At 71.3% G+C, this 5,772-nt stretch carries 6 protein-coding genes; 1 reads left to right on the top strand and 5 read right to left on the bottom strand.

Annotation, left to right across the window (positions count from 1 at the left end):
- The first annotated feature begins 194 nt into the window (after positions 1–194).
- Positions 195–647, top strand: coding sequence for a cache domain-containing protein (locus I53_RS10520; RefSeq protein WP_236952780.1), 453 nt, complete (start codon positions 195–197; stop codon positions 645–647).
- 32 nt (positions 648–679) lie between these two features.
- On the opposite strand, the gene I53_RS10515 is transcribed toward I53_RS10520, so the two are convergent.
- From I53_RS10515 to I53_RS10495, 5 genes are all read right to left on the bottom strand, one after another.
- Positions 680–1,888: an ABC transporter permease gene (locus I53_RS10515; RefSeq protein WP_043350171.1), complete on the bottom strand. Its 1,209-nt coding sequence runs from the start codon at positions 1,886–1,888 to the stop codon at positions 680–682.
- Entirely contained in the window at positions 1,885–2,862 is a 978-nt protein-coding gene (locus tag I53_RS10510; RefSeq protein ID WP_043350168.1) for an ABC transporter ATP-binding protein, read from the bottom strand. Before I53_RS10510 ends, I53_RS10515 begins: the two co-directional genes overlap by 4 nt.
- A gap of 4 nt (positions 2,863–2,866) precedes the next feature.
- The gene (locus I53_RS10505; RefSeq protein ID WP_043350167.1) at positions 2,867–3,286 is read right to left on the bottom strand and encodes a DUF2141 domain-containing protein; all 420 of its coding nucleotides are present in this window, start codon (positions 3,284–3,286) and stop codon (positions 2,867–2,869) included.
- A 47-nt stretch (positions 3,287–3,333) separates the two neighbouring features.
- Positions 3,334–4,923, bottom strand: coding sequence for a phytoene desaturase family protein (gene crtI / locus I53_RS10500; protein ID WP_043350165.1), 1,590 nt, complete (start codon positions 4,921–4,923; stop codon positions 3,334–3,336).
- Positions 4,924–5,333: 410 nt separating this feature from the next.
- Positions 5,334–5,772 (bottom strand): RNA methyltransferase (locus I53_RS10495; protein WP_043350163.1); only part of this gene is annotated, 439 nt, incomplete at its 5' end.

Genomic DNA, 5,772 nt, shown 5'->3' with positions numbered 1-5,772 from the left:
GGCGCCCGGACCTTCCTCGCCCTCCTGCGCGACGTCGACGCCTTCGAACTCGACCCGGACGTGTAACCGCCGCCGCGGCAGCGCCGAGCGGATCGCCGTGGCGCAGCGCGCCGTGATCGTCTCGGGATCGCCTGGGACGTCTCAGATTCAATCGGTGAGGCGACCACATGTGGAGAGCCCTTCTGATATGGCCGGTGTTGCTCGTGATCGGCCTGACGCTTCCCGCATTCCGGACGCGCTCGACTCCGCCCGTCCATCAGGCGGCCGAGATCGAGGCCCTGGTGAACCGGGCGGCCGAGGCGTTGGAAGACCGCGGCGCCGGGGCGTTCGGAGAGTTCAGACGGAAAGGTAGCGTCTGGCGCTACGGGGACGTCTATCTGTTCGTCATCGACATGAAGGGGATCGTGCTGTTCAATGCCGCGCATCCGAACCGCGAGGGGCATGATCTTCTCGACGAGCGCGACGCCGACCGGAAGCAGTTCCACAGGGACTTCATCGAGGTTGTGGACCGCTTCGGCTCCGGCTGGGTCGATTACATGTTCCCGAAGCCCGGTCAGTCCGTCCCGACCGTGAAATGGAGCTACGTCTGCGCGACGCACGTCGCCGGTTCGGACGCGGTCATCGGTGCGGGCGTCTACGTCGAGTAACGCGGGTCCGATCCGCGCGCCCGATGGCTGCCCTACACGGTCCGCCGCGCCGCCAGGGTGAGGGCGAGGCCGAGCCCGCAGAGCGTCAGCGCGCCCAGCACCGCGAGCGACGGCGCTGCGGCGGAGAACCCTTCGCCGAGCGCGCTCTGATACGCCTCGATCGCCCAGGCATTGGGGGTGAGCCAGCCGGCCTGCTGCAGCCAGGGCGGCATCAGGAAGCGCGGAACCATGGAGCCTCCCACCGCCGAGAGCAGCAGCACTCCGAAGGTCGAGGCGAGGTGCGCCTGCTGGCGCGAGCCAGCCAGCGCGCAGGCAGCGAGCGCGAGGCCGGCGGCCATCGCCGAGACCAGCAGGCAGGTGGCCAGGAAGGCCGGCCAGTGCGGCCCGATCTCAACTCCGTAGAGCAGCGCGGCGGCCAGGAAGATCAGCCCGGCCTGGACGAGACCCTGCAGCGTCAGGAAGGCGAACTTGCCGAGCACGACCACCGGCAGGCCGCCCGGACCGGCCATCAGCCGTTCGGCGAGGCCCGTCTCGCGCTCCTCGACCAGGGACATCGCGCCCTGCATCGCGGCGAAGAGCAGGAACACCGCTGTGATCGCACCGGCATAGTAGCTCACCCGCGCATTGGCGCTGCCAGCGGCGGTGCTGCGCCGCTCCACCAGGGCGGCGAAGCTGAACGGCTCCTTTCTGGCCCGCTGCTCCGCGAAGGCCTCGTCGAGGAAGCGGCGCTCGTCGGGGCCGATCTTGCCCGTGCGCTCGACGTCGGCGACGATCCGCGACAGGACCACGTCGGGCAGCGCCTCGTTCAGGACCCGCTGGAGCTGGCCCAGGGCAATCGGCGTCGCCAACGCCTTGGCGGGGTTCTCCACCAGCACCACCGGTTGATCGACAGACCCGGATGCGGCTTCCGCAGGCGCGGCGATCAGGTCGCCGCGCAGGACCAGCGCCACGTCGACCTCGCCCGCACGAACCGCCTGCGCCACGGCGGCAATGTCGGTGGCGGGCAGGCGCGTCACGCGCAGCGAGGGATCGGCCGCGAGGGCGTCGGCGAGGCGCTCGGTGGCGGCGGTGTGGGCCAGATCGGCCAGTCCGAGATGAATGCGGATCCGGTCGCCGATCGCCCCGGAGAAGATGGCCGCGAAGATCGAGAAGATCACCGTCGGCAGCACGAAGGCCATCACCAGCGCGGCCCGGTCGCGCAGGAGGGTCAGGAGCATCACGCGGAAGGCGGCGGCGATCATCCGGCTGCACCGACCCGGAGCGGCGTGGCCGCGGGATCCGTCAGCTCCCGCGGCCGGAGGGCGTCGAGGTAGAGCGTCTCCAGCCGTGGCGCCCGAACCCGGATCTCGGCCACGGGAACGCCCTGGGCGCGCAGCGCGCCGAGCAGGGCCGCGCCGTCGAGGCCGGAGCGCTCGACGGACCGCCAGACGAGGCCTCCCGCCTCGGCGGGCGCGAACCCGGCCCGGCGTAGCACACCCTCGGCCGGTCCCGTCGCCGGGACGGCGAGGCTCAGCTCCCGCTCGGGGGCGCCCGTGCGCAATTGCGCGAGCAGATCGGCGAGCCGGCCGGCGCGCACGACCCGACCCTGGGCCAGGAACGCAACCCGGGAGGCGAGGCGCTCCGCTTCGGCGAAGTCGTGCGTGGCGATCAGGATCGCGGTGCCGGCGGCCTTCAGGCGGTCGAGCACCGCGTGGATCGCGGCCCGGGCGGCGAGGTCGACGCCGCTGGTCGGCTCGTCGAGGAGAACCAGCCGGGGCCGGTTCATCAGGCTCGCCGCGATGTTGACCCGGCGCCGATATCCCCCCGACAGGACGCCCACCGGGCGTCGGGCCACGTCGGCGATGTCGGCCATGGTCAGGGCGGCCTCCACGGCGGCCTTCCGGTCGCGTCGGGCAACCCCCGCGAGCTGCCCGAAGACGCCGAGATTCTCCGAGACGGTCAGCCGGGGATAGAGGGCGATCTCCTGCGGCACCCAGCCGATGGCGCGGCGTGCGCGTCCCGCGCGATAGGGGTCCGCCTCGGCCACGCGCACCGACCCCGCGCTCGGACACAACCGCCCCGCAACGAGGCGCATCAGCGAGGACTTGCCGGCCCCGTTCGGCCCGAGCAGCGCGAGGGTCTCGCCGGCCCCGAGCTCAAGATCGACCCGGTCCAGGACCCGTCGCCCGCGGAGGTCGAGGCCGACGTCCACGAGGCTGACGAGGGGGCCCTCCATCGTCTCACCGTCTCGGAAGGGCACGGCCAAGGCGCACCCGCAGGGCGGCGCCCGGTTCCCGCAGGGCGAAGGCCGCCTCGGCGAAATCGGGCCGCGCCCGGCGCCCGACGGCGCCCGAGAAGCCGTAGGGCTCCAGCGGCAGGCCGAGGCCGGTCCGGTCGAGGCGTCCGTTGCCGTTGGCGTCCTGATAGGCCGCCACCGCGTAGGTCCCCGGCGGAACGTCCCGGAAGGTGAACAGCGCCCGGTCGGCCGTCGCCGGCGAGTCGTCGCCCCGCAGGCACGACGTCTCCGAAAGACCGCCCTGACAGAGCGCCACGCGCACCTGACCGCCGCCCGGCTCGATCCCGTCGACCTCGACCTGAACGGCGGCGGCCGAGACGGGCAGGGCTGCGGCGCAGAGCCAAGCCGACAGGGCGATCGTCACGCGGCCTGTCGGCCCGCGGCCGTGTCTCCTCCGATCCGTCGCCGCGCTCACGAGGCCTCGCCGGAGGTCGCCAAGGGCGCCGTATCGGGAATGCCCGCCGTGGCGGCGGCGCGGGCGCCGGCCAGTTCCTCGATCAGCAACCGTGCCGAGATGCGGGCACCCTCGTAGATCACCGGCAGGCCGGAGCCCGGATGCGTGCCGCCGCCGACGATGTACAGCCCCGGTCCGAAGCGGTTGTGCGGGCGGAAATACAGCATCTGCATCAGGTCGTGGGCGAGGTTGAAGGTGGCGCCCTCATGGACGGCGAAATCCTCCTCCCACTGGGTCGGATCGATGATCCGCTCGTAGCGGATGCGGGATTCGAGATCGTCGATCCCGAGGAGCTTCAGACGCTCCAGGATCAGCGCGCGGTAGGTCTCCCGCAGCGTCGACCAGTCGATCCCCGCCTTAAGGTTCGGCACCGGAACCAGAACGTAGAGGGCCGTATGCCCGGGGGGCGCCATGCCGCCGTCCGTGTAGCCCGCATGCTGCACGTACAGGGAGGGCTGCATCGGCAGCGTGCCCTCGGTGATCTCGCGGATGTTCTTCTCGTAGCCGTCGGCCAGGAGGATCGTGTGGTGCCCGAGGCTGTCGGGCATTTTCCCCTCGAGGCCGAGATACAGCATGAAGGTCGAGCAGGAGAGCCGGGCCTTCTGGATCTTGGCGTCGCGCCAGCGCGGCCGGTGCCGCTCCGGGACGAGGGCGCGGACGACCTTGGCGAAGTCGCCGTTGATCATCACCGCGTCGGCGTTGAAGGTTTCGCCGTCCGCCACCAGGCCGCAGGCGCGCTTGCCGTCGAACAGCACCCGCTCGACCGTGCTGTTCAGCCGGAGATCGACGCCCATGCGGCCGGCCAAGCCCGCCATGGCCTCCGAGACGGCGCCGCAACCGCCCACGGGGTGGTAGACCCCGTGCTCGTATTCAAGGAACGACAGGATGGTGAAAAGGCTCGGGCAACGGAACGGCGACATCCCGAGGTATTTGGTCTGGAACGAGAAGGCGAGGCGCACCCGAGGGTCGGCGAAGTGGCGCTTGAGGTCGCGGTCGACGCTCCGGCCCGGATGCAGGTAGGGCAAGGCAGCCAGCATCGCCGGGCTCGCCATGCTGCGCAACGTGTGGAAGGCCTGTTCGAGGACCGGCTTGAAATAGTTCAGCTTGGTGCGGTTTTCGGCGAAGAAGGCTTTGACGTTCTTGGCGTCGTCCGGCGCGAGGCGGGCGATCTCCTGCTCCAGACGCCCGACATCGCCCGTGGCGCTGATCGTCCCCGAAATGCCGTCCTGCCCCTCGAAAACGAGGTGGTACTGCGGGTCGAGCCGCTCGAGCTTGACGTGGTCTTCCAGCCGCTCCCCGCAGCTCGCGAAAATGTCCGCTAGAATCTGCGGATAGAGGAAGAACGTCGGTCCGATATCGAAGCGGTATCCGCCGGGCGCCTCAACGGTTTTCGTCCGGCCGCCGACTTGGGAATCCTTCTCGAAGATGGTGACATGGATCCCGGCCCGCGCCAGGAGCAGGGCAGAGGCAAGCCCACCTGGCCCGGCCCCGACCACGGCCACCCGGCGCCCGGTCAGCGCTCGCAACCCATCCCCAGACTGAAGCAACGTCCCCGACTCCTCACAGAATCCCGACACCCATGTGGCCAAGCTAGCTTGGCATCATCGCGCGGCAATTGCAGCCGTTTGTCGCGCGCAGAACGCTGTATACGATCATACCAGGGACACCCATTCGCAAGATTTGCGCAAGGCCGCCGTTGTCCCGGCCACCGAGGCGCCCGAGGCCGGGCCGGCCCGCAGGCCGCGGACCTGCGCGGGCCGAGACGCGGCCATCATCCGGGAGCCGCCGGTCGGCGGACATCCTGCGCCTCAGCCCCGGCCCAGGCGTCGATACCATCCATGCCGGGGCCGGCCTCCGCTCGATGGTCCCGCTGCCGACCGCCCCCTGCATCGGGCGCCCTGCCAGGGCGGCGATGCCGAGATCGGATTCCGGCTCCCGACCCGCCGGCGCCGCGCGCTCACGTCGGACCGAGGCGCCCCTGGCCGCGGGCGATGGTGAACAGGGCGATGCCCGCCGCCGTGGCGACGTTGAGCGAATCGAATCCGGCGGCCATGGGGATGCGGAGCGGCCGCGCCTGGGCCAGCGTCGCCGCGTCGAGGCCCGGCCCCTCGGTGCCGAGGATCAGGAGCGCCCGCGCCGGCACGGTGACGGCATCCAGGGGCTCGGTCGCCCCAGGGCTGAAGGCCAACGGCTGGAGGTCGAGGGCGTCGGCCAGCCGCAGCCAGTCCTGCCCCGCCGGGAGCCGCGCGAAGGGCTGGATCAGCGCGGCCCCGGCCGAAACCCGGATGCTCTTGCGATAGAGCGGATCGCAGCTCTCCCCGTCGAGGATCACCGCGTCGGCCCCGAAGGCGGCCGCGTTGCGGAAGGCGGCGCCGACATTGTCGTGATTGGTCAGG

The organism is Methylobacterium sp. B1 (genome assembly GCF_000333255.1).
Classification (GTDB): Bacteria; Pseudomonadota; Alphaproteobacteria; order Rhizobiales; family Beijerinckiaceae; genus Methylobacterium; species Methylobacterium fujisawaense.
The sequence above is the reverse complement of the archived record's forward strand: the minus strand, read 5'-3'. Positions and strand labels throughout refer to the sequence as shown.

Coding starts and splice junctions, on each gene's coding strand:
- I53_RS10510 (WP_043350168.1), bottom strand. CDS start 2,862: ATGGAGGGCCCCCTCGTCAGCCTCGTGGACGTCGGCCTCGACCTCCGC.
- I53_RS10515 (WP_043350171.1), bottom strand. CDS start 1,888: ATGATCGCCGCCGCCTTCCGCGTGATGCTCCTGACCCTCCTGCGCGAC.